The organism is Methylobacterium sp. WL64 (assembly GCF_008039945.1).
GTDB lineage: Bacteria > Pseudomonadota > Alphaproteobacteria > Rhizobiales > Beijerinckiaceae > Methylobacterium.
The window spans coordinates 1-21600 of the sequence record NZ_VRVA01000066.1; the positions used below are offsets into that span (position 1 = coordinate 1).

16 protein-coding genes and 2 pseudogenes are annotated in these 21600 nt (G+C 67.1%); 9 read left to right on the plus strand and 9 right to left on the minus strand.

Annotated features, from left to right (window positions below; all coding sequences use genetic code 11):
• Positions 1–151: transposase (locus tag FV242_RS36360; protein ID WP_147940420.1), on the plus strand; the 151-nt coding region annotated here is incomplete at its 5' end.
• Between the two features lie 201 nt (positions 152–352).
• Here the strand turns inward: FV242_RS36360 and FV242_RS22120 are convergent.
• The 3 genes and pseudogenes from FV242_RS22120 to FV242_RS22130 all read right to left on the minus strand — a co-directional run bounded on the left by FV242_RS22120 (position 353) and on the right by FV242_RS22130 (position 4651).
• Positions 353–1507: a YihY/virulence factor BrkB family protein gene (locus FV242_RS22120; protein ID WP_147940421.1), complete on the minus strand. Its 1155-nt coding sequence runs from the start codon at positions 1505–1507 to the stop codon at positions 353–355.
• Between the two features lie 351 nt (positions 1508–1858).
• Positions 1859–3841, minus strand: coding sequence for a response regulator (locus FV242_RS22125; protein WP_246692813.1), 1983 nt, complete (start codon positions 3839–3841; stop codon positions 1859–1861).
• A gap of 32 nt (positions 3842–3873) precedes the next feature.
• Positions 3874–4651 (minus strand): annotated as a pseudogene (locus FV242_RS22130) (transglutaminase family protein).
• Between the two features lie 231 nt (positions 4652–4882).
• Here FV242_RS22130 and FV242_RS22135 point away from each other — a divergent pair.
• From FV242_RS22135 to FV242_RS22150, 4 genes are all read left to right on the plus strand, one after another.
• A complete protein-coding gene (locus tag FV242_RS22135) occupies positions 4883–6868 on the plus strand; it encodes an AI-2E family transporter (RefSeq protein ID WP_147940422.1) in 1986 nt (661 codons plus the stop codon).
• An 86-nt stretch (positions 6869–6954) separates the two neighbouring features.
• On the plus strand, positions 6955–8019 hold the full coding sequence (locus FV242_RS22140; protein ID WP_246692814.1) for a transporter: 1065 nt from the start codon (positions 6955–6957) through the stop codon (positions 8017–8019).
• A gap of 412 nt (positions 8020–8431) precedes the next feature.
• A complete protein-coding gene (locus FV242_RS22145; protein WP_246692815.1) occupies positions 8432–9787 on the plus strand; it encodes a carbohydrate porin in 1356 nt (451 codons plus the stop codon).
• A 237-nt stretch (positions 9788–10024) separates the two neighbouring features.
• On the plus strand, positions 10025–10402 hold the full coding sequence (locus tag FV242_RS22150) for a hypothetical protein (protein ID WP_147940424.1): 378 nt from the start codon (positions 10025–10027) through the stop codon (positions 10400–10402).
• Positions 10403–10545: 143 nt separating this feature from the next.
• Here FV242_RS22150 and FV242_RS34725 read toward each other — a convergent pair.
• From FV242_RS34725 to FV242_RS22175, 5 genes and pseudogenes are all read right to left on the minus strand, one after another.
• Positions 10546–10731: pseudogene (locus FV242_RS34725) on the minus strand (hypothetical protein); the annotation flags it as partial.
• 210 nt (positions 10732–10941) lie between these two features.
• Positions 10942–11631, minus strand: a complete 690-nt coding sequence (locus tag FV242_RS22160; RefSeq protein ID WP_147940426.1) for a TonB-dependent receptor — start codon at positions 11629–11631, stop codon at positions 10942–10944.
• Positions 11632–11637: 6 nt separating this feature from the next.
• Positions 11638–11901: a TonB-dependent receptor gene (locus FV242_RS22165; protein ID WP_147940427.1), complete on the minus strand. Its 264-nt coding sequence runs from the start codon at positions 11899–11901 to the stop codon at positions 11638–11640.
• Positions 11898–13055: a TonB-dependent receptor gene (locus FV242_RS22170; protein ID WP_187278511.1), complete on the minus strand. Its 1158-nt coding sequence runs from the start codon at positions 13053–13055 to the stop codon at positions 11898–11900. The genes FV242_RS22165 and FV242_RS22170 overlap by 4 nt, the downstream gene beginning before the upstream one ends.
• Positions 13056–13330: 275 nt before the next feature.
• Positions 13331–13834, minus strand: coding sequence for a Fur family transcriptional regulator (locus FV242_RS22175; protein ID WP_147940429.1), 504 nt, complete (start codon positions 13832–13834; stop codon positions 13331–13333).
• Positions 13835–14114: 280 nt separating this feature from the next.
• On the opposite strand from FV242_RS22175, the gene FV242_RS22180 reads away from it, so the two are divergent.
• Positions 14115–14747 carry a tyrosine-type recombinase/integrase gene (locus tag FV242_RS22180; protein ID WP_147940430.1) on the plus strand — a complete coding sequence of 211 codons (633 nt, stop codon included), beginning with the start codon at positions 14115–14117 and terminating at the stop codon, positions 14745–14747.
• Between the two features lie 217 nt (positions 14748–14964).
• On the opposite strand, the gene FV242_RS22185 is transcribed toward FV242_RS22180, so the two are convergent.
• Positions 14965–15648 carry a GntR family transcriptional regulator gene (locus FV242_RS22185; RefSeq protein WP_246692816.1) on the minus strand — a complete coding sequence of 228 codons (684 nt, stop codon included), beginning with the start codon at positions 15646–15648 and terminating at the stop codon, positions 14965–14967.
• A 100-nt stretch (positions 15649–15748) separates the two neighbouring features.
• Here FV242_RS22185 and FV242_RS22190 point away from each other — a divergent pair, with 100 nt between their 5' ends.
• From FV242_RS22190 to FV242_RS22200, 3 genes are read left to right on the plus strand one after another with little or no spacing between them, the layout of a single operon-like run.
• Positions 15749–19123, plus strand: a complete 3375-nt coding sequence (locus tag FV242_RS22190; protein WP_147940431.1) for a molybdopterin-dependent oxidoreductase — start codon at positions 15749–15751, stop codon at positions 19121–19123.
• 16 nt (positions 19124–19139) lie between these two features.
• Positions 19140–20600, plus strand: a complete 1461-nt coding sequence (locus tag FV242_RS22195) for a short-chain fatty acid transporter (RefSeq protein ID WP_147940432.1) — start codon at positions 19140–19142, stop codon at positions 20598–20600.
• 44 nt (positions 20601–20644) lie between these two features.
• A complete protein-coding gene (locus FV242_RS22200) occupies positions 20645–21586 on the plus strand; it encodes an ornithine cyclodeaminase family protein (RefSeq protein ID WP_147940433.1) in 942 nt (313 codons plus the stop codon).
• Positions 21587–21600 lie beyond the last annotated feature (14 nt).

Genomic DNA, 21600 nt, shown 5'->3' on the forward strand with positions numbered 1-21600 from the left:
GGACGAGCCAGCCGTGCGCGCCGCCATCGTCGAGCCCTGGAGCAACGGCCCCGTCGAGGGGCAGGTCAACCGCCTCAAGCTGATCAAGCGGAGCATGTACGGTCGCGCCGGTTTCGATCTCCTGCGCAAACGCGTCCTGCATCCTGCATGAGCCGGGATCGGCAAAGCTTGATCGGATGCCAAACCTTCAGCACCGAAAGTGCGGAAGAACCATGCTTCGAAGCCGATTCACAGCCGACGTTCGGCATTGCGCCCATTTCGGTCATTCAGCGGCTTTTGATGGTATCTCCAAAGCGGACATGTGCTGGGTTCGGCTGAACGCCGAGCGGTCCTGCCGCGACCAAAGTCGGCCTCAAGAGGACGCCGCGACCGTGTCCGCCATGCGCGCTCGGCGTCCGCCGAGCGGTTTACGGCCGCCAACAGTGGTGTCCATGGCGGTCTGGTGCTCCATTTCGGCGTTCAGCTCCGCGCCGAGCAGCACGATGGTCGTCGATATCCAGATCCAGGTCATGAAGCCGATCACGGCTCCCAACGAACCGTAGGTCTCGTTGTACTTGCCAAAGCTCGACACGTACCAGGAGAACAAAGCCGATACGGCGATCCAGAGGAGGGCAGCCATGGCGCTCCCGGACGTAACCCAGCGCCATTGGGCGGCGTCCCGGCTCGGACCGTAGCGGTAGAGCAGCGCGAGGCTTCCAAGGACCACCAGCAGCAGGATTGGCCATCGCAGCAGGGCGATGACCCATTCCATCGAGCCCAGGTTCAGGAAGGCCAGGGCTGCCGGAACGACCACGATGCCGCCCAGGGCCACAACCACGAAGAGCAGCGCGCCGGCGGTGAAGGTGAGCGAGCGCATGTTCAGCCAGATGAAGTTCCGCTTCTCCTTCTCCTCGTAGACGATGTTGAGCGCGTCGAAGATCGCCTTCATGCCGCCGTTGGCGCTCCAGATCGACAGGAGGATGCCAAAGGCTGCCGTGAAGCCAAGTGTGCCGCCGCCCTTGGCGGCGATCCGCTTGACCTGCTCGCCGACGATGTCCAGGGCGCCGCTCGGCAGGATCCCCTGGAGGTTGGCGAGCTTATCGTTGATGGTCCCGGGGTCGGCGATGAGGCCGTAGATCGAGACCATTGCGCCGATGGCCGGGAATAGAGCGAGGATCGCGTAGAAGGTGACGCCGGCCGCGATCAGCAGCACGCGGTCGTTGCCGAACTCCTGGACGACGCGTTTGCCGATGTCCCACCAACCCTTGGCTGGGATCTCGGTTGGGGTCTCGGCCTTGCGGCCACGGTCCGCCTCGGCCGCGGCGACGCGCTCCGCCGCTTGACCCTCGTGCGTTTCCGGCGCGTCCTCGGCACCCAATTGGTCGCCGCGATTCGCTCTCGAGGGCGGGGCGCTTCGGTGTGGCAGCGCGACGACCCCGAGGAGCGCGGTGCCGAGGAAGATCGTCCACGCCAGGGATGCAGGTGCGGAGGACGAGCTATCGTGAGGTGTTTTGCGAGCATTCGACATGGGCCAGCCTGCTGATGGTGCCTAAGCAGGAGGCTCGGCCGACGATCCAACGTACGCGTGGCTCGTTCGTTGCGGCAAGGTCTTGCCTGTATTTTTAGTATTACTGATGCTGGCGAGCGAACGACGTCTTACCGCCACAGATGTCGGCGGACGATCGAGTTCCGCCCGTCAGCCTGACGCCCACCCCGTCGACGCGAAGCTCAGGAGCATCATCGCAGGCAAAAGGGACATTCCCCAGAGCTCGGTGAATGGCCGGTTCCCCCGGTGTTCGGGATACGGCAGCAGGTGCCGTCTACCATCCAGGCGACCACGGCGGCGAACTCAATGGCGGCCCGGACAAGTGGTCAGCCCTCAAGCCTCGACGGACGGTACGGTGTCGTTACCCTCGCGCTGGCGGTCATCGAGCCGGCGCAACTCGGTGGCGATATCCTGAAGGCTGGTGTCACCCTTGCGCAGGACGCGGTCGGCCTCGGCGAGTTGCCGCCGCTCGTCGGTGGTGACGTCGCGGGCGCTCAGGACGACGACCGGGATCTCGACGCAGCCCGGCATGGCCCTGAGGCGGTGAAGGAACGAGAAGCCGTCCATCACCGGCATGGTCAGGTCGAGGAGCACGAGGCGCGGCGTCGCCTCGCGGACTCTATCGAGCGCTTCCGCCCCATCACCGGCCTCGCGCACGGACCAGCCGTTGCGTTCGAGAACAGACCGAAGCCGCTCGCGCATGTCCGCGTCGTCATCGACGACGAGGACATCGCCTGCCCCTGTCCCGAGCCGGTCGAGCACGCCCTTCAGTCGCACCCAATCCACTGGCTTCGGCACCGCGTCCGCCGCGCCGAGCGAGGCGCTCAGCGATGCATCGGCGACGAAGCTGACCATCACCACTGGGATGTCCCGGGTGACCGGGTTGTTTTTCAGGGTCGCGAGCACCGTCCAGCCATCCACCTCCGGCATCATCACGTCGAGCAGGATCACCCGCGGCGCGAGGGTCTGCGCCAGGTCCAGCCCCGTGCGCCCATCCATGGCCGTACGTACCGAGAAGCCCTGGCGGGTCAGAAAACGCCCCATGAGGTCGCGCTGGCTCGCCTCGTCGTCGATGACAAGGACCAAGCCTCGTGCGCCACTTCCAAGGCTCTCACCGGCCACCTCTTCCGACACGTCGTCAATGGCCTCGGGTAGCGTCGCCGGGACGGTAAGGATGAAGCGCGTGCCGCGCCCGATGTCGCTCTCCACCGTGATGCCGCCACCCAGCAGCTCGGCGAACGCCTTCGTCAGAGCTAGGCCTAGCCCGGTCCCGCCGAACCGTCTCGTCGTGCTGCCGTCTGCCTGGACGAAGCGCTGGAATAGGCGATCGACCTGGTCTGACGTCATGCCGATACCCGTATCCTCGACCGAGAAGGTCAACCGATCACCCTCTGGGATTGCGTTCCGGCGCACCCGCAGGGTGATGGTCCCGGCCTCCGTGAACTTGGCGGCGTTCGAGAGTAGGTTGAACAGGCACTGGCGCAGCTTGGTCGCGTCGGTGCGCGCGCCACCGAGACCGTCCCCGAGATCGATGACGAGCCGGTTGCCTTTCTTGCCGACCAGCGCGTCGACTGTGCCGGCGGCATCGCGCACGAAGACGTCTACGTCGATGTCCTCCGCGTACGTCTCCATCTTCTCAGCCTCGACCTTCGACAGGTCGAGCACGTCGTTGATCAACCCGAGCAGATGCTTGGCGTTGGCTTTGATCTTACCGAGGTCCTTCAGCAGGCTGTCCTGACCGAGTTCCTCCGCCTCCTCCTCCAGCATCTCGGAGTATCCGATCACCGCCGACAAAGGCGTGCGCAGTTCGTGGCTCATGTTGGCGAGGAAGCTGCTCTTGGCCCGGTTGGCGTCCTCGGCCGCCTCGCGAGCGGCTTCGGCGTCGCGGCGTGCATCCTCCAGCGCCGCTTGGCTCGTGCGCAGGCCGGAGTTGGCGGCGTCGAGCCGGCCGAGCGTCTCCTCCCGCTCGACCATCGAGCGACGAAGGGCATCGCACACCAACACCATGACGCCGGCGACGACCAGGTATTGCGCCAGGGCGATGACCTGCCCGAGGCTGAGCGAGACCGCCTCGTCCGAGCGAAGGAAGAACCACGCAGCGGCAAAGAGTGAGACCCCGACCGCCAGGAAGCCCGGCCCCCGACCCAGGGCGAGCACGGCCAGGAAGACGAGCGGCAGATAGAGGAGGAACGGTGCGGTATCGAGCGGCGCGAGGAAGCGCAGCAATGTGGCGACCGCGACCGCTGCCACAGGTATGACGTAGCGGGCAACCGGGCCGAAGCCGTAGCCCGAGATTGCCTCCATAAACCTACGCACCGACTTACCTCCTCGCGCGACCTGTCCGTAGGTCACGCCCCGACGATGATCTCGTCGGTGTGCAAGACGAATCCCGCCAGCGGGGCCGGTCCGAAGCTGGTCGTGATGGCGCAGTCGGTCGCGTCGCGGCCATAGGCCATGACGATGCGGCCGATCCGAGGCCGATTGTGTCGTGCGTCGAACGTATACCAGCGGTGCCCAGTCGGACCCTCGAGGTAAACCTTGAACCAGGCGGAAAAATCCGTCGGCGATGGGTCCTTCGGCACGCCTATGTCGTCGAGGTAGCCAGTGGCGTAGCGCGCCGGGATGGTTATGCACCGGTAGAGCGCGATGGCGAGGCGGGCGAAGTCGCGGCACACGCCGAGCTGTTGGCCGTGGCCGTCGAAGGCGCTGCGGGTGGCATCGGCCTGCATATAGTCGAAGCGCAGCCGGCCGTGCGCGTAGTCGACGATGGCCTGGACGCGCAACCAGCCCTCGGGCGTGCCGCCGAACAGATCCCAGGCCGTTTGCGACAGCTTAACGGTGTCGCAGTAGCGCGATCCATCAGGAACGGCAGCACCTCGTCCGGCACATCCTGCATTGGAACCTGCCGGGCGGCGGGCGCGGCGCGTCCGGGCGGCCATGATCCTCAATTTCGAAGTCCGCCGTCATGGTGATGCGGCCGTCCTGGACGAGGATTCGGGTAGCAACGTTGCCGAACGGGGCGCGGAAATGCCTGGTTGGTACCACCGGGTCGAACGTGATCACCTTACGGCTGCGCAGGTCAGGCTGGCGCTCGGGCCGGACCTTGAGCAGCAGCACCATCGGCATCGGTCCGTACGTGTCGAGAACAACGGTGTGGCCACAACGGATGCGGATGGACGACCTTCCATTCCGGGGACACCGGTCCAGGCGAGATATCCACCAGGCGGCATGCCATGGAAAGTGTGGGCGTAGGTCGTTCCAGGGTGGCGCCGCTCCCTGCAGGGGACAGTGGGACGAAAGGAAGCTCGCGACGTTGTAGGAGGGCCGCGCGGTATCTGGCGGGGAGGAAGTCAGCGTATGCCGACCGACATGAAGGAAGTCCCAAAGCCGCCCGCCCAGGTACCGCCGCCGCTCGTCCCTGGCCTGCGCGGCCTCCTGACCCTGTCGGTCGGCGTCGTGCTCGTGGCGGCCCTGTACTTCGGGCGCGAGGTGTTCATCCCCCTCGTGCTCGCCGTGCTGCTCAGCTTCGTCCTGGCCCCGGTGGTCAGCCTGCTGCGCCGGATCAAGTTCGGGCGGGTGCCGTCGGTCATCGTCGCCGTCCTGCTTGCGCTAGGCGTCATCGGGGGTATCGGCGCGGTCATCGGCACGCAGGTGGCGGGGCTCGCCGGCAACCTGCCGCAGTACCAGACCACCGTGCAGAGGAAGGTCGCGGGCCTGCAGCAGGGCTGGCTCGGCGAGGCCAATCGGGTCCTCGGCAAGGTCAGCCATGAGGTCCAGGATGCCACCCGGAAGGCCGATGCCGCCGGCACCACGGCGGAGACCGGACCGGCCGGCGACACGCCCAAGGCGCAGCTCGTACGCGTCCAGGAGGCCGAACCCTCTCCGCTGGCGCTGGCCGAGAAGGTGCTCGGCCCGGTCGTGTCGCCGCTGACCGACGTGTTCATCGTCCTCGTCGTCGTGGTGTTCCTGCTGCTGCAGCGCGAGGACCTGCGCAACCGCATGATCCGCCTGTTCGGGTCGAGCGACCTCCACCGTACAACAGTGGCCATGGACGACGCCGCGGGTCGGCTCGGCACCTATTTTCTTGCCCAGCTCGGCATGAACGCCACCTTCGGGGTGCTCGTCGGGGTTGGCCTGTGGTTCATCGGCGTGCCCAACCCGCTCCTGTGGGGCGTGTTCTCGGCGATCATGCGCTTCGTCCCGTACATCGGCGCCTTCGTCTCGGGGGTGTTCCCGGTGGCACTGGCGGCTGCCGTCGACCCGGGCTGGTCGATGGTGATCGAGACCGCGGCGCTGTTCCTGATCGCCGAGCCGGTGTTCGGGCAGGTGGTCGAGCCGCTGCTCTACGGCCACTCCACCGGGCTCTCACCCTTTGCGGTGATCGTCTCGACCCTGTTCTGGGGCTTCCTGTGGGGGCCGATCGGCTTGATCCTGTCAACGCCGTTCACGGTCTGCCTCGTCGTGCTCGGTCGCCACGTCGATAGCTTGGAGTTCTTCGACATCCTCCTGGGAGACCGGCCGCCGCTGACGCCCGTGGAGAACTTCTACCAGCGCATGCTGGCCGGTGACCCCGACGAGGTGCGCGACCTCGCCGATGCGATGCTGAAGGAACGCTCGCTGTCGTCGTACTACGACGAGGTGGCCCTCAAGGGCCTGCAGCTCGCCGCCAACGACTACGCGCGTGGCGTGGTCACGCCGGCGCAGCTGGAGAACATCCGCGCCTCCTCCCGCTCCCTGGTCGACGACTTCGAGGATCACGAGGACGTCGAGCCGAAGGGCGAGAACAAGACGGTCAACCCGAACGAGACGCAGACCCTGGCCGAGCGGTCGCACCCGAAGAACGAGGCCGTGCCGGGCCAGGCACCGGCCGGCGACGCGCTCCCGGAGGCGTGGCGCGGTGAGGCGCCCGTGCTGTGCGTGGCCGGGCGCGGCCCCCTCGACGAGGCGTCCTCGGCGATGCTGGCTCAACTGCTGCGCAAGCACGGGCTCGGCGCCCGGGTCGCCGGCTACGAGGCGGTCTCGCGCGAGCGCATCCGCGACCTCGATCTGACTGGGGTTGCGATGGTGTGCATCTCCTACCTCGACATCTCCGGCAACCCGGCGCACCTGCGCTACCTGCTGGAGCGCCTGAAGCGGCGTGCCCCGCACATGCCGGTGCTGGTGGGGCTCTGGCCGGTGGGCGAGAAGGTGCTCACCGACGCTGCCATCGGCCGCGAGGTCGGCGCGGACTTCTACGTCTCCTCGCTGCGCGACGGCGTCGAGGCCTGCCTGAAGGCGGTGGACGCCGCGAGTCATGGTCCGGCCGTCCCGTCCGGCCGCCGGGCGTTCGCAGTCGTCCAATGACGGCCTCCTGCTCGGGCTCATCGAAGGGCGGGACTGAGACGTAGGCTTGGGAAGCGGCCCTCCGTGGCCGCTCGGGAGATGTGCCCATGTCGTCAGAGGTCCGGACGCGGATGACGTCGCCGACGCCGGAGGACGGGACCGGGTTCCAGGCGGACCGGCCAGCCGGTCTGCTCTGGGCGATGCGCTTCGACGCGGACGGCTGCGGGCACATCGTCGACGCAGCCGTCGATCTCCCGGATCTCGGGGCGTTCGGCGCGGGCTTCCTATGGCTGCACTTCGACCTGGGTAGGGCGGAACTCGATGCGGCCATCAGCCAGGGACAGCTCGGGCCGCAGCGGCTGGCGACGTCGGCCTTCGGACCGGATGAGCACCAGCGCATCACGGTCGAGGGCGACCATGTCGGCGGGGTCGTGGCCGACCTCAGCCGCGTCGCGGACGGCACGGAACAGGACGACGTCACCGGCCGCCTGCACTTCGTCATGGGGCCCCGCGCCCTGGTCAGCGGTCGGCGGAAGCCCGTCGAGAGCCCGGAGGCCACCCGTGCGGCCGCGGCGGAGGGCGTGCGCATCGCCTCGCCCGTCCTGTTGCTGGAGACCTTGATCGACTACGTCATCGCCTCCATCGCCGCCTCGGGCGGGAAGCTCTCGGACGAAGTCGACGGGATCGAGGACCACATCCTCGACGAGCGCGTGCGCGGCGACCGCAGGCGCCTGGGCCCGATCCGCCGCGACGCAGTGCGCCTGCACCGGCAGCTCCTCGGGCTCTGTGCCGTGTTCCACCGGCTGGAGGACGATGGGGCTACTCAGGACCTACCGCCTCAGGCCATGACGGTGGCGGGCCGCATCGCGCAGCGCCTCGACGCCCTCGACCGCGACATGAACCTGATCGCCGAGCGCAGCCGACTCCTGCAGGAGGAGCTCTCGGCACGCGTGGCCGATCAGTCGAACCGGCAGCTCTACACCCTGTCGGTGCTCACGGCGCTGTTCCTGCCCCCGACCTTCATCACGGGGTTCTTCGGGGTCAACACAAAGGGCCTACCGCTGGCCGACAACCCGCACGGAACGCTCATCGTGCTGCTGCTATCGCTCGGCTCCGCCGTGCTCGCGTACGGGCTCATCCGGATCCTCGGTATCCGCGCGCCTCGCGAATGAGAGGCACGGCGGTGGAGGGCATGATGCGTCGTCTGCCGTAGAACGATATTGGCCATGCCTCAGGGCGCGGTGATACGGTTGTCAGGCATCATCGGTCGGCCGCGTGCGGTTTTTGCTTCGTCCGTCCCACGCCCGTTGATACGGTGGTACCAAGCGCGCAAACCGCGAGTGGCCGTCGAGCGTCATGCGTGTGTGCCTAGACCTACCAGCGCGATGCCCGCCGACCGTCGACGACCGGGCGCATGGGTTCGTGACCGGACTGGGCCCGTACGACGCCAGCTTCGCTCGGTCCCGGACGTCCGTCATGCTCCGCGCCGCGGTCGCAACCGCCGTGGTGATTGGTTGCCTGACGCCGGCGGATGGCTGGACGCAAGCGGCAAACACCGGCGCGGGCGGAGACCCCCGCACTTCGGTGGCCCAGCCGGACGTCTCGGGCAAGCCGTCGGCTGTCGCCACGACCTCGATCCAGGCGACGCTGGGCGACGCGGCGGACCCAACCGGCCTGCGCCGCTTCCTATCCGACCGTGGCGTCGTCCTCAGCTTCAACGCCATCGCCGACATCCTCGGGGACACGAACGGCGGCACGCGGCGGACCGCGACAGTGCTCGGCCGTCTCGACATGCAGCTCGACGTGGACCTCGACCGGCTCGCGGGGTGGAAGGGCCTGGCGTTCCGCGCCGAGGCGTATCAGATCAACGGCGCAGGTCTGACCCGGGCGGCGGTGAACGACCTCGCCGTGGTGAGCGAGCTGGAGGCGCTACCATCGACACGCCTGTACGAGTTGTGGGTCGAGCAACAGCTCTTCGAGGGCCAACTAGGGATCAAGGTCGGCCAAGTCGCGGCCGACACCGAGTTCCTTGTCAGCCAGACCGCGACACTGTTCATCAACTCGACATTCGGTTGGCCGACCATCGCCGGCACGAACCTGCCGAGCGGCGGACCGGCCTATCCGTTCGGGGCTCCGGCGGTCCGGGCCAAATACCTCCCGACCCCGAACATCTCGTTCCAGGTCGGGCTGTTCGACGGCGACCCAGCCGGGCCGGCTCGGCCGTGGAACGACGCGGACCCGCAGCGACGTGACCGCACCGGGACGAACTTCCGGCTGTCAGATCCACCGTTCTTGATCGCCGAGGCCGCCTATGCCTACAACTTCGAGGAGCGGGACCGGTCCGGCCACGTCCTGGACGAGCCCGGGACGGTGACGCTCGGAGGCTGGCACCATTTCGGCCGGTTCGACTCGCTGAGGGTCGACAACACGGGTCGCTCCCTTGCGGATCCGTCAACGAGCGGTGTCGCGCGACGCTTCAGAGGCAACGACGGCATCTACGGGATCATCGACCAGACCGTGTACCGCGAGCCCGACAAGAGTGACGAGGGCGCGAGCGTGTTCGTGCGCGCCGTGGGCTCGCCCGGCGACCGCAACCTGGTCGACCTCTACCTCGACGCGGGCATAGGCTACCGTGGTCTGCTGCCGAACCGCAATAACGACACCGCCGGCGTGGCCGTGTCCTACGCGCGCATCTCGCCGTCGGCCCGCGGGGCTGACCGGGACACTATCCTGGAAACGGGGATCGCGATGCCGCGCCGCCGGTTCGAGGCGCTCGTCGAGGCGACGTACCAAGTGGTCCTGGGACCAGGCGTCACGGTGCAGCCGAACCTGCAGTACGTCTTCCACCCGGGGGGCAACATTCCCGACCCCCGCGACGCGTCCGGACAGCGGATCAGGAACGCTACGGTCGTCGGCGTCCGAGCCACGTTGACCTATTGAGGCCCAGGCGTCAGTTGCGGTGGGAATGAGCAGGGCCAGGCCGCACTGGCAGCGCACGGTCTCGGCCTCGACGAGGGCGTTGTGGTCGCGCCTGCGGTCAGCGCCTCGGGGGCCTCGCCAGCCACCGAGGTGACTGCGACCAAGCCGCAACCCTCTCAAAATCGGCCAAAAGCCGCCTTCCCGCGTTCCCATGGCAAGCCGCCCCGCGCGGCCGCGGACGTTCGAGGAGACGAGAATATGAGACAGATCGCACTGGCTACCCTGGCCGCCGCGCTAGGCGCCGGAGGGTTTTTCGGCGCCACCTCCGCTCACGCAGGCGGGTACGGCTACGACGCCTACGACGCGCCTGAGACGGTCGTGACCCGCCGCACCGTGATCGAACGCCGCGTCGTGGTGCCGCCGCGCGAGGTGGTACGCGAGGTGGTGGTCGAGCGTCCGGTCGTGCCTCCGCGCCGGATCGTGCGCGAGGTCATCGAGGAGCGGCCCGTGGTGTATCGCCCGCGCCCCATTGTCCGCGATGTCGTGGTGGAGCGCGATGGCTTCCGCCGTCCACACCGGTTCGGCCCGCGTCCGGTCGGCTACGGGTACAGGCCGGCCTACGACCCGTACGACTAGGTCGAGGCGATTGGGTCCGGCTCCCTTCCCGGAGCCGGACCGATCCCATATCAAACTGATGCGCCTATGCCGAGGGGAACGGCTCGGACGCGCAAGCCTCGACGGCGGCCGACGTAGCTTGGGACCGTGCGATCTTCGTTGAGTTAGGCTGACGCGACGGTGTCTGCCATATGGGCCTGGCGGGCGCCGAGAGGCTTCTGACCGGAGGTCGCGGTGTCCCGGACGGTCTGATGCTCCATCCCAGCGTTGAGCTTGGTCCCCAGCAGCACGACGGTGGAGAGCCAGATCCAGGCCATGAAGGCGATGGCCGCGCCCAGCGAGCCGTAGGTAGCAGCGTGCAGTTGGGCCACGCCGCGCGTGTACTTCCTAACGAATTTTCTCCGAAGCGGGCATGCTGCTTTCGGCCAGATCCCGCCATGGTGGCGGGCGCCTTTGAATGACTGGGTTGGGTTGATTTCCGTCGGTCTGCTCCCGAGCAACAATGCATGAAAGCGGACGCCGATGTGCACATCGGCTACGCCAGGATCATCCATGCCAAGCTAAAACGCCTGGGCGATGCCAGCGAACACCCCGCGACGCTGGCCGTACTGCGCGGCGAACACGCCGAGCCCGGTGCCGTCGCGAAGCTGGTAGATCTTGTCGGTCAGGTTGACCACGTCCAGCCGCAGCTGCGCCGGCTTCCAGCCCTCGACCAGCTGCACGTCGCGCGTCACGCCCAGGTTGATCTGATAGTAGGCCGGGAGGTGGCTGGTGTTGGCGAAGCCAGACCGCAGCCCGCTGCCGAAGATCCCGTCCATGCTGAAGCGCGAGCCGTCCAATAGGGGCGACACCCCCCGGAACAGGTACGAGAAGCCGGCAGATGCGGTCGTGTTCTGAGCATGGTCGGTGTAGATGTAGTGGGTGGCGATGTAGGCGAGTTCGTCCGCGCCGAACAGGTACTGGCCGGTATTGATCAGACGAGCCTTCTGCTGCGCGAAGGCGACGTTGCCGTAGGCGGAGAAGTCGCCTTCCGTGTAGGTCGCCTTGATCTCGACGCCGCGGTTGTAGGCACGGGCGTAGTTGAACTCGGTGAGCACGTAGGCCTGCCCGAACTGGCCGTCGTCGAGCAGGTTGTGGGCGAGCTTGTAGTAGCCGTCCACGCCGACCTCGAGGCCCGGCAGGATCCGCTGGGTCACGCCGATGTCGTAGACGTCCGCCCGCTCGGGCTGAACCGGGGAGGCCGCCAGCACCTCGGCCTAGTTGGTGGTTCCGACCGTCAGGCCCGGGTTGACCGGGGCGGCCAGTACCTGCTGCGGCGGCGTGAACTGGCGCGCGTAGCCCGCGTGGAACACCGTGCCGTCGAACGGAGTCCAGGTGGCGCTGGCTCGCGGGCTGACCTGGTTGGCGTTGACGAACTGGTACATCTGGTCGAAGCGCAGGCCGTAGTTGATGATCAGGCGGTCGGCGACCTTCCACTCGTCCTGCGCGTAGACGCTGAGAAGGCCACCAGTCTTGCTCATATCACCCGGTCGTTCTGGTTGAACGGTGCGTCGATCGGGTTGCCGAACGTATCGATCGGCAGGACGATGTTGTTGTTGTTGAGCGTCTGCTCCGCACTGCCAAAGAAGCCGAAGCGCAGGGTGTGGTCGGGCGCAACCCGCCAGGCGCTGTCGCTCTGGATGCCGTTGACGAGCGAGGAACGGTACACGTCCGAGGCGACACCGTTGAACAGCAGGTTGCCGAGCGCGTCGGGCTTGGCGTGCACGGTGTTGTAGCGCTGGAAGTACGAGAACTGGGTGTCGACGTCGCCGGCCGAGCGCTGCACCGCCACGACGTTGAAGTTGACGAACTCGTTCTGCCGCTGGTTGATGCGCGACGAGTCGAAGTCACTCTGCCCGAAGGCGGTGAACGAGGGCGCGATACCGGGGGTGTTGGGGATCTGGTATCGCCCGATGAACGTGCCGCCGATGTAGGTCAGCCGGGTATCCGGATCGATCTGCGTGGAGACGTAGGAGAACTGCCGCCCCTGCGTGGTGTGGTCGTGGACCGGATTGAAGCTCGACGTCGTGTTCTCGATGCCGAGGTTGGAGCGGAAGTAACGCCCGGAGAAGAAGTAGTCTGTGGCGCCATCGTGGCCGCCGTATACGAAGGTCGGGGTGATGGTGCCGCGCACGCCGCCGTAGAGGCTGACGCTGCCGCCTTCGAATGCCCCGGTGCGGGCCTGGATGTCGAGGATCCCGGCGGTGCGCAGGCCGTACTGGGCGGGCAGCGCCCCGGTGATGAGCGAGATGCTGCCGATGAAGGCGGGGTCGAGGAACTGATTGAAGCCCGAGATGCCGTCGGGGATCTGGATGCCGTTGATGCGGTACTGGACGTTGGCGTGCTCGTTGCGGACGTGGAAGCCGCCGTTGGAGGCATTGTCCTGCGTGACGCCGGGCAGCTGAAGAACGAGCTGATTGAACGATTGGTTGTCGCCCTGCGGCTGGGACTCGATCGCGCTGCGGTTCAGCGTGGTGACGGTGGCACCCGCCTTGGTGAAGATCCGGTCCCGCGCCTCGCCGAAGCGCCGCTCCTCGACCGCAGCGGGGCCGTTGGCCTCGGGCGCCGCGACGGGCGTCGGCGCTCCCTGCGGGGCGTTGCCAGGGGCGGAGGCACTGTCGCGGGGAGCGGTCACGCTGATCTCGCCGAGATCAACACTCGATGCCCCTTGGGCTGAGGCAAAATCGTGTGCACCATCGTAGGCCGCTGCCCCGAAGATGGTGCCGGCCAGCAGGGCAGATCGGATGGAGAGGTGCATCATCGCCTGAACCGAACGTTATTACAGTTCAATTGCCCAGGTTGCCCCCGCGCTGACAACGAGGTTTTGGCTCGTGCCATCGCATCACGCGCCGATGTAACAGTGTTGCAACAGTCGGTCCGCGTCACGTCCGCGGCGGGATTAGATGGGTGCTAAGGGACGTGGTCGGCCGCAGCTCTGGTGCAGGTTGCGCACCGGCCCTCGATCTCGATGGCGCGACCGTGTGGGGCGAAGCCCGTCGCCGAAGCGAACCGCACCATTGCGGCCCGGACCTCCTCGGAGGTCACCTCGCTCGTGTCGCCGCAGTCGGTGCAGGTTAGTACGGCCACGAACGGCTCGCCCGGCCTTGCGCACAACACGAACGCCTTGCGGAGTGCCAAGTGGCGGACGAAGCCCGCCTCCACCAGGAACTCCAGCGCGCGATAAACGGTCGGTGGCCCGAGCAGCTTCGTGTCGGACAGGCGGTGGATGATGGCGTAGGCCGCCAGCGGCACCGGGGATGCGGCGACGACCTCCAAGACGCGTCGGCGGATCGGGGTCATGTTGAGGCCGCGGCAGCGGCAGCTCTCAGCGGCGGCGGCGACGAAGGACGACAGCTCGTCCACGGTCCGGGGTTCGGTGATCAGCAAAGCGGGTCGGATGGCCTGAGCCTGCACAGCGAGGGCTCCTCCCTGGAGGAAGTAATGTTATTACATCAATCTGTGCTGTGGCCTCATCACATCCTTGCCATCGCAAGCCACCAAGCAGAGCCGCGATTTGCGCCTGCTCAATACCACGCAGTCCGGCTTCTATGTCTGCTTCCGAGACTCAAACACGATGACCTAAGCGGCTAGGTTGGGTCGTCAGCGGGACGTTCGCAAATGCTCGCCCTCATCTCAGTCCATCGGTTCGGGTGTCTCCTCGCCTTGTCGGCATGGGCCGGCAAGGAGACAGGCGATGGGACATTCCGCACACGATCCCGCCACCAAAGGACGGCCGGCCTGGAACGCCGGCCGCAAGCTCGGCGCCAAGCGCGCCCTCAAACCTCAGCAGGTCTGGGCCATCCGGTTCTGGCTCGACCGTGAACGGCGCACGCGCGACCGGGCGATGTTCGACCTCGCCATCGACAGCAAGCTGCGCGGCTGCGACATCGTCAAACTCAAGATTGGCGACCTCGTCAGCGGTGGTCGCGTCCGTAGTCGCGCCATCGTCATCCAGCGTAAGACCGGTCGACCAGTGCAGTTCGAGTTGCTCGAACCCGCCCGTACCAGCATCCTCTCCTGGCTAGAGGCCAGGGGTGGATCGCTCGACGACCATGTCTTCCCGAGCCGGCTCGACGGCGTCACGCACATCAGCACCAGACAGTATGCACGCTTGGTCGATGAGTGGGTCACGGGCATCGGGCTGCGCAGCGAGGACTACGGAACCCATTCCCTGCGTCGCACCAAGGCGTCGTTGATCTACAAGCGGACTGGCAACCTACGTGCCGTCCAGATCCTGCTCGGCCATACCAAGATTGAGAGCACGGTCAGGTATCTCGGTGTCGACGTTGAGGATGCTCTGACCCTAGCGGAAGGCACTGAGATTTGAGCACTGGCCCCCTCGGCTCCCGGGTCGAGGGGCTTTCAAACCGGCCCGGCTGCAAAGCGCCCATCTCAGTCATTCGAGGGGTCTGCTCACATCCTCCAAAGCGGACGCCCTTCGACATTGAAACGCGAACACATTGAGTAGTGAGCCGAGCATCTTAGCCAATATGTTTCGGATTAAATAAACTTTCTAATAGAGCGCGAGCAGCAATAATCAAAAATCAGTTGATTGACTGCATCAGCACCGCTTCCGTGAAGACTGGTTCCCAAGCCATGATGTGGTTCGTCATCAGGGTCGTCGCATCGTCCTCGACCCGCCCACTAACGAGGTCGACGATGCGGTAGTGCTCTGCCACAGACGCGTCCTGTCTCGTCCGCCCAGCTTCTGAGCGTATGCCGTAGAGCCGCATCTTATCGCGCAGCTTCATGACGATGCCTGTCAGGATCGGGTTGCCCGCGCGCGACAAGAGCGATTCGTGAAAAGAGCGATCCGCGGCGAGATAGGCCGGCACATCACGATCCTGCACAGCCCTGGCGATCTCGTCGGCCCATTTCATCAAATCGGCGACGTCGACAGCTCCAGCCCGCACGACTTTCGCGAAGGCTTGGGCTTCGAGCTGCACGCGAACCTCGAACAGATTGCGCAACTCGTCGAGCGTCGGATCGACAACACGGAAACCGCGATTGCGGATCGGCTGCAGCAAGTCATCGGCGGTAAGCTGGAGAAGGGCTTCCCGAACTGGCGTCGTCGAGATCCCGAGAGAACGGGAGAGCGAGGGGACTGAGAATACCGTGCCCGGCTCGATCGTGCCGGCGAGAATGTCGAGGCGTAGCTGGCGCTCGACCCACTCCCGCAGGTTCTCCTCCGTCGCGAGCGGATTGGTTCGATCTTTGCGATCCAGCACGGCACGCCTTCTCCCGACAGGACCATTAGCGTGTTTCGGCCCTCGCTTGAACTACCATTGATCCAATGGTAATGCGTGACGCGCTACTGAGGTCGCTTTCATGTCAGCAGACATCAAGGAAGGCTACTGCACCCTGTGCCGATCGCGGTGCGGATCCCTCAACAAAGTCGAAGACGGACGGCTCGTTTCCGTCGCGCCAAATCCTGCGCATCCAACCGGCGCAGCACTCTGCGCCAAGGGGCGGGCCGCACCGGAGCTTCTCGGCAGCCCCCGTCGCCTGACGATGCCCCTCCGCCGCACCCGCGAGCGCGGCAGTGCGGATCCAGGCTGGGTTGAGATCAGCTGGGACGAGGCGATGGCAGAGATTGCCGCCCGTCTCGGGAATCTGCGCGCAAGGCACGGCGCCGAGGCGGTCGCCTTCGCCGTCACCACGCCGAGCGGCACGCCGATGGTCGACAGCTTCGAATGGGTGGAGCGGTTTGTCCGGGTCTTCGGCAGCCCCAATCTGATCTATGCCGTCGAGATCTGCGGCTGGCACAAGGATTTCGCCCACGCCCTGACCTTCGGCCGGGGGATCGGCACGCCCGATTACGAGACGGCAGACACCATCGTGCTGTGGGGTCACAACCCGACCCGGACATGGCTCGCCCAAGCGACACGCATCGCGGACGCTCGCAGGCGCGGAGCGACCGTCGTGGTGGTCGATCCCAAGCGCGGTGGCTCCGGGGAGACGGCCGACCTCTGGCTACCGATCCGCCCAGGGGCGGACGGAGCCCTGGCGATGGGGGCGATCCGCCATCTCCTGCGGGAGGGAAGCTACGACGCAGCCTTCGTCCGCGACTGGACGGACGCGGCGTTCCTGGTCGATCGCGCCACCGGACGCCTCCTGAGGGCCGCCGAGCTGTGGCCCGGCGCCAGCGGCTTTGTCGTGCTTGACGAAGCGGGGCGGCCGCAGCCGCGCGACCCACGCGACCCGACGGTCAACGCTGCCGCGCAACTCGACATTCAGGTCCACCTGACGGACGCTGTTAGCAAGAGGCGCGCGTGCGCCAGCGTCCTGCACCTGCTGGCTGAAGAGGCCGACATCTACGATCAGACCCGTGTCGCCGCGATTACCCAACTCGATCCCGCGGCGATCGCGCGCTTCAACGCACTCTTCGCGGGGGCGCCGCGGCTCGCCTACCATTCCTGGACGGGGGTGGGGCAACACACTAACGCCACCACGACCGAGCGTGCGATCGCCACGCTCTACGCCCTCACGGGAGCCGTCGACCTCGACGGCGGCAATCTTTGGACGACCGCACCTCCGACCCGATCGGTCAACGCCTACGATCTGCTGACTCCAGCGCAGCAGGCAAAGGCCCTCGGCCTGGCCGAGTTGCCCCTCGGGCCGCCGAGCCGGGGGTGGATCACCGCTCGTGATTTCGCCCGCGCCGTACTCGACGGCGAGCCATACCGAGTGCGCGGCCTGATGAGCTTCGGCACGAACTTCGTGGTCTCGCAGGGGGATACGGGCCGCAACCAAGCCGCTCTGGAAGCGCTGGACTTCCACGTCCACGTCGACATGTTCCTGAATCCGACCGCCGCGAATGCCGACATCGTCCTGCCAGCGAGCCTGCCCTGGGAGCGCGAGGCGCTGAAGGTCGGGTTCGAGATCACGCAGGAGGCGGTGGAACTGGTGCAGCTGCGCCAAGCCATGGTGCCGTCCCTGGGCGGCACCCGCTCCGACTACGCCATCGCCTTCGATCTCGCCTGTCGCCTCGGGCATGGCGAACAGTTCTTCGGCGGGTCGATCGAAGCGGGCTGGAACTACCAGCTCGCGCCCGCCGGCCTGACGGTAGACGACCTACGGGCATGCCCCGGGGGCATCCGCCTGCCCCAGCCGACGGCCCGGCGCAAATACGCAGCCCTTCGCCAGGACGGGTCGGTCGCCGGTTTTCCCACGGCGACGGGGCGGATCACGCTCTACTCGGAGGATCTGCTCGCGCACGGGCAGCCCCCTCTCGCCCGCCATGTCGAGCCCGCAGGACTCCGCGAGCCCGGCCTACCGCTGGTGATGTCGACTGCCAAGACCGGATGGTATGTGCACAGTGCCTACCGCCACATCGCCTCCCTGCGGAAGCGCGCGGCAGCGCCAACTGTCGAGGTGGCGCCCGACGACGCCCGCCTCCGCGGGATCGCGGAGGGCGATGCCGTCATCGTGCGGACCGCTCACGGCGAAGCCCGCCTGCGGGCGCGCATCGACCCGACGTTGCCGAGCGGGACGGTGATCACGGAGTTTGGCTGGTGGGAGGATTGCCCGCCCCTGGGGCGTGAGGGCTCGCCGGTTGCCGGGTCGATGAGCGCCAACGTCAATGCCGCCCTGTCCGATGCCGACCGCGATCCGGTTAGTGGTTCGGTGCCCCTGCGGGCGGTGGCTTGCGAGCTTGTCCGCGATGCCGGCGCCAATCGTGGACGTTGGCAGGGCCGGCGCTCGTTCCGCGTCGCGTCGCTGCGGCGTGAGGGGTCGGACATCGCTGCGCTTACCCTCGCGCCAGCGGATGATGGTCCGGTTGCCGCCTACCTTCCCGGTCAATACGCCATCCTCCAGGCCACAGTCCCGGGCCTCAGCCGCGCCTACTCTCTGACGGGTGACGCCCTGGCGCCGGAGACCTACGAGATCGGCGTCAAGCACCACGCCGCGCTGGATGGCCGGCCGGTCGGACGCATGTCGAGCCTCGTCCACGGGCTGAAGCCCGGTGACACGGTCGAGCTCGAAATGCCGGCGGGCACGTTCACTCCGCCGCTTGGGGGGGATCGCCCCATCGTCCTGCTGGCGGCCGGGGTCGGCATCACACCGTTCGTGGGCTACCTCACCGCGCTCACGGCGCATCCGGCCTCCGCGCCCGAGGTGCATCTGGTCGCGATCTCCCGCAACGGCGCGGAGGAGGCCTTCGGAGACCGCTTGCGTGCGGCCGCGGCGGCCCTCCCACGCCTGCGGATCTCCCGCGTATTCACGCGCCCGCGCCCGGAGGATCGGTTCGGGGTCGATTACGAGCGTGCCGGCCGGCCAACGATGACCGATCTGCCCCTGCCGGATCCAGCATGCCGACCCCTCGTGTACCTATGCGGGCCGGACGCCTTTATCCGCGAGGGAAAGGTGGCTCTGACCGGGCTCGGCATCCCGCGCTTCGACGTGTTCAGCGAGAGCTTCGCGTCAGCCGTGGCCGTACCTTCCAACCTCGTGCCGCGGACCGTGCGCCTTGCCCGCAGCGGGACGGGCTTCACCTGGACGCCCTCCGCCGGAACCTTGCTCGACGCGGCCGACGCGGCCGGGCTCGGGCTGCCGAGCGGCTGCCGAGCGGGGCAGTGCGAAAGCTGCAGCGTGCCCGTCACTTCCGGGTCGGTCGCCCACCTCGGCCCCTACGACGGCGAGCCCGACCATTGCCTGACCTGCCGCGCCGTGCCGGTCAGTGACCTCGTCCTCGACGCCTGAAAGGAAGACACGACCGATGAGCGATACGGCTACCTTGACGCCCATCGCCCCGCCCAGCCCGGATCTAGCCCGGGAGGGGCGTCTCGTGCGCGTCTCGCAGGCGATCGTCGCCTTCGCCGAGCGTTGGTTCCCCGACAGCTACGTCTTCGTTCTCATTGCAGCTTGCATCGTCGCCCTCGGAGTATTCGCCCACGGGAGCGAACCGCTTGCGATCAGCAAGGCGTTCGGCGACGGCTTCTGGAGCCTGATCCCCTTCACGATGCAGATGGCGCTGGTGGCGGTTGGCGGCTACGTCGTTGCCGTCTCACCCCCCGTGGCCGGGTTGATGCGCAAGGCCGCTGCCCTGCCGCGCACCGGGCGCGGGGCCGTGGTGTTCGTTGGCATCACCAGCATCCTGCTGTCTCTGCTCAATTGGGGCGTCAGCCTGATCTTCTCCGGCCTGCTGGTGCGCGAGATCGCCCGGCGGCAGGATTTGCGCCTGGACTACCGGGCCGCCGGCGCGGCGGGCTATCTCGGTCTCGGCTTCGGCTTTACCCTCGGCATCAGCTCGGGGCCGGCGCAGCTGCAGGCCAATGCCGCCAGCATCCCGGCCTCGCTCCTGCCGATCACAGGCGTGATCGGCTTCGAGCAGACCATTCTGACGTGGCAGAACCTCGTCGTCGTCGCCTTTGGCACGCTGCTCTCGGCCGCGATCTGCTACCTAACCACGCCCTCGGATGCGAATGCCCGTACGGCGGCAGACCTCGGGATCGACCTCGTCGACGCTCAGCCCAAAGCGATCCGCGCGACCCGTCCGGGCGAGTGGCTGGAGAACAGCCCTGTCTTGACGATCCTCGTCCTCCTCCTCGCATCCGGCTGGCTCTACGATGCCTTCAAGGCTGGCAACCCGCTGATCACGATGTCGGGCCTGAACACCTACAATTTTGTGTTCCTACTGCTCGGCGCCTTGCTGCACTGGCGGCCGCGGGGCTTCATCTCGTCCTTCGCCAAGGCGATGCCGAGCGTCTCGGGCGTGCTGCTCCAGTTCCCCTTTTACGGCGGCATCGCCTACATGCTGACCAAGGTGAAGGCGGCGGACGGCTCGACCCTGTCGGACGCCATCGCACACGGCTTCGTCAGCCTCGCCCACGGATCGGGGGCCTTCTCCGTCCTCGTCGGGATCTATTCGGCGGTGCTCGGCTTCTTCATCCCCTCGGCCGGCGGCAAGTGGGTGATCGAAGCCCCCTACGTGATGAAGGCGGCCAACGAGGTCGGCGCCCATCTCGGCTGGACGGTGATGGTCTACAACATCGCCGAGACGCTGCCGAACTTCATCAATCCGTTCTGGATGCTGCCACTGCTCGGCGTACTCGGGCTGAAATCCCGCGATCTCATCGGCTACACGGCGGTGCAGTTCATGATCCACCTGCCGATCATGCTGGTGCTGGCGGCGGTCTTGATGACGACCTTCACCTATCATCCGCCGATCCTGCCGTAACGGCCCTGTGCCGCCACGGTCGAACAGCGCTCCCAGGTGATCCCTTGATTCCGTTCTTGGACCACGATGCGGTTCATGCCGCCCTCGACCATCCGCGCTTGATCGAAGCCCTGCGCGGCGCGTTCGCCACCGCCGACATTGAGGCCCCCGTCCGGACGGCCCACGAGGTCGGCTCGGTGGATGCGCCCGGTCGCCTGCTGGCCATGCCGGCCTGGCGCCGGGGCGACGTGGTCGGCGTCAAGCTGGTTAACGTGTTCCCCCGCAACGCCGAGCGCGGCCTCGGCGCCGTCCACGCGGTGTACGTCCTGTTCGACGGCAAGACAGGAGCGCCCCGTGCGATGATCGACGGGGAGGCGTTGACGAACCGGCGGACCGCCGCCGCCTCGGCGCTCGCCTCGACCTACCTGTCTCGCCCGGACAGCACGGTGCTCGCCCTCGTCGGGACCGGCCACCTCTCGCCCGCGCTCGCCCATTCGCACACCGTCGTTCGGCCGATCCGGCGCGTGCTGGTCTGGGGTCGCTCGGTGGTGAGGGCCGAGGCCCTGGCGGCGCGGCTGCGCGATGAGGGGCTTCCCGCCGAGCCGGCGGCCGATCTTCCGGCGGCGGTCTCGGCCGCCGACATCGTCAGTTGCGCCACGACCTCGACACAGCCGCTGGTCCTCGGCCGCGACGTCCGCCCCGGGACCCATGTCGATCTCGTGGGCGCCTTCACGCCCGCGATGCGTGAGAGCGACGACGCATTGATCCGCGTCGCCCGGGTCTATGTCGACACCTATGCCGGTGCCCTGCGTGAGGCCGGCGACCTGACGCAACCGATCGCGGACGGTACGTGGTCGGCAGACCACACAGCTGGCGACCTGCATGAACTCTGCAGCGGTTCGAAGGTTGGCCGCAGGAGCGCCGCAGAGGTCACCGTATTCAAGTCGGTAGGGACGTCGCTGGAGGATCTCGTCGCTGCCTCGCTCGTCGTCGAAGGCCAAGACTAAGGCGCATCGAACTA

Excerpts from the sequence above, each read along its gene's own strand:
- FV242_RS22135 (WP_147940422.1), top strand. The coding sequence starts at position 4,883 with ATGCCGACCGACATGAAGGAAGTCCCAAAGCCGCCCGCCCAGGTACCG.
- FV242_RS22120 (WP_147940421.1), bottom strand. The coding sequence starts at position 1,507 with ATGTCGAATGCTCGCAAAACACCTCACGATAGCTCGTCCTCCGCACCT.
- FV242_RS22140 (WP_246692814.1), top strand. The coding sequence starts at position 6,955 with ATGTCGTCAGAGGTCCGGACGCGGATGACGTCGCCGACGCCGGAGGAC.
- FV242_RS22195 (WP_147940432.1), top strand. The coding sequence starts at position 19,140 with ATGAGCGATACGGCTACCTTGACGCCCATCGCCCCGCCCAGCCCGGAT.
- FV242_RS22180 (WP_147940430.1), top strand. The coding sequence starts at position 14,115 with ATGGGACATTCCGCACACGATCCCGCCACCAAAGGACGGCCGGCCTGG.
- FV242_RS22165 (WP_147940427.1), bottom strand. The coding sequence starts at position 11,901 with ATGAGCAAGACTGGTGGCCTTCTCAGCGTCTACGCGCAGGACGAGTGG.
- FV242_RS22190 (WP_147940431.1), top strand. The coding sequence starts at position 15,749 with ATGTCAGCAGACATCAAGGAAGGCTACTGCACCCTGTGCCGATCGCGG.
- FV242_RS22150 (WP_147940424.1), top strand. The coding sequence starts at position 10,025 with ATGAGACAGATCGCACTGGCTACCCTGGCCGCCGCGCTAGGCGCCGGA.